Annotated in this window: 3 protein-coding genes; all 3 read right to left on the reverse strand. The window is 59.1% G+C overall.

The window, feature by feature from the left end; all coding sequences use genetic code 11:
• Positions 1–184: hypothetical protein (locus tag VMU57_RS21085; protein ID WP_325387047.1), on the reverse strand; the 184-nt coding region annotated here is incomplete at its 3' end.
• 141 nt (positions 185–325) lie between these two features.
• On the reverse strand, positions 326–1,063 hold the full coding sequence (locus VMU57_RS21090) for an SEC-C metal-binding domain-containing protein (protein WP_325387049.1): 738 nt from the start codon (positions 1,061–1,063) through the stop codon (positions 326–328).
• A gap of 27 nt (positions 1,064–1,090) precedes the next feature.
• Positions 1,091–1,483, reverse strand: a complete 393-nt coding sequence (locus VMU57_RS21095; RefSeq protein ID WP_325387051.1) for a hypothetical protein — start codon at positions 1,481–1,483, stop codon at positions 1,091–1,093.
• Positions 1,484–2,019: the final 536 nt, after the last annotated feature.

Consider the following 2,019-nt stretch of genomic DNA (forward strand, 5'->3'; position numbering starts at 1 on the left):
CGCCCGGCGTGCGAGTGATCATCCCGCACCGTTCCAGTGTCAGAATCATTTGATGCACGCTCGGCGGCGTGACATGGAAAAATTGCGCCATCTCCGCTTCCGCCGGCGCGTGTCCATGCAAAGTGGTGTATTGGTGAATGAAAGCCAAAAACTGGCCTTGTCGAGATGTGTAGGGCGATTTCATTCCCGTGCCTTTCCAAGGCTTCGATGGTGAACAGGAACCGAACGATTTCTTCAATCTTCGTCCGCCTGGGGCCGTTCAGACCGTTGCCGTATCGCGAGTTGCAATTCTGACAATAATCCGGCGCCAGTCTGTAGCCGGCCATCAAGCACCACAGCATTTCTTGAACTTCTTGCCGCTGCCGCAGGGGCATGGCTCGTTTCGCCCGACCTTTTGCCTGACGATAGGCATTGTCGGAGTTTCACGCCGCATTTCCGCCACGCTCGACAGCTCGTTGAGTGGCAGCCCCTCGCCACCGAAGTTGAATTGCGTCTTTTGGCGCAATACCTTGCCGGCCGAACTGACGGTCCGCGAAATTCCCACGGGGGTGCCGCGCTCGGACTGCCGCCGAAACTCCTTCGCCTCCTGATCACGTCCCTGTTCTTCGCACAGATCAGCGAGGCGATCGGCGATGTCAGCGTGGTCTCGCACCCGGGTGATCGCAATACCTTCCCTCAGAATCTGCTCACACCGATTCAGGTCCACCTGCCCGGCGCGCGTGAACCGGTAGCAGTCGGACCACCCGATCCAACCCCATCCCCAGCACGGATCGGCGGCCAACCACTCCCGGTAAAGAGCTTCCGCTTTCTCCACCTCACCCAGCTCGAAGTACGACTCCGCCAGCGAGCGCCGTCGGTTTTCGGTCATCAGGTCGTCAGCGGACGGAAAGCGCCGCAGCCCCTCTTCGCATAACGCGACGCGGGCGCTGAGAAACTGCCGATCCTCCAGGCCCGCATTCCACAGCTCGCTCTCCAGATCCTGAATCCAATTGAACAGCGACTGCGTGCCCCGGAACCGCTCATCGAATGCCTCGATCGATTGGATGCCGGCCTTGTCCAGCAAGCACAATACATTGCTCCACGCTTCCAGCTAGATGCGGCAGGCGTCGACAGCGCCGCCGCTGTTCAGAAGCTTGTAGCCGGCCTGCATCTTGTCATCCAGCTCCTCGAAGGAAGGCTGTTCGGGAAACCAGCGCCGCCACAGAGTCGCCACACAGATCCAGATCCAGTCACTTTCCTGGCCGTGGCTCCGGCTTTGATCGATGAGCGGGCCGGCGATCTCCTCGGCCGAGACCGCCCGCTCACACCTCTGCTCGAGCCAGTCTTGGTCGATGTCAAGGGAGCGCAGCTTGGCCAGCAGTTCTGCATCGGTGAGGTGTTTGGCGTGGTCCCGCAAGGGCCTTACCCCGGCCCGCTTGCGGAGTCTGGCATCCGGCAGAACCTCGCGTTCGTAGATTCGTTCCATCGCCACCCATGAGAGCATGCGTACTCCTTTCTGGCCCAGCGCCACACAAGTGGACCTCCGCCACATTGGCAAGGAGGTCGGGCGGAAATCCAATACCCTTTCCATTCCGCGGGAAGCGCGTACAACTCTTTGCCGAACTGCAGGAAGAGAGGTCGAACCTCATATTCCATCGGCACTTCGCCCATCCAGCTTCTTCTCTCCATTCTCCTACGGCCAAGCCGGGCGGTATGCCAGAATGTCTTCGGTCTATGACGATCAAACATAAGTGGATGTTCAAAGCCCGTCTACGTTGCTTGATGCGATGTCAATAGGATAGATACCGGCAACGGAGCAGGGTCCGGCCATCCACTTTGACGAATAGTCGCCTATGGCGACAAGTGCTCGCCCCGGATCGGGAACGGGAAGTCGCCATTGCGACTGGAATCTGCTGAGTTGGACCGTCCCGCGGGATCGGAGTTTCCATCGGCGTTTTCGAGGAGAAATCCGAGAACCGGCTCGTAACCTATGATGAATTAAGGTATTGCGTTGCTTGGCCTTGATCTGTGAATCTCCCT

The sequence above is a fragment of the Edaphobacter sp. genome (genome assembly GCF_035532915.1).
In the GTDB taxonomy this organism is placed as follows: Bacteria; Acidobacteriota; Terriglobia; order Terriglobales; family Acidobacteriaceae; genus Edaphobacter.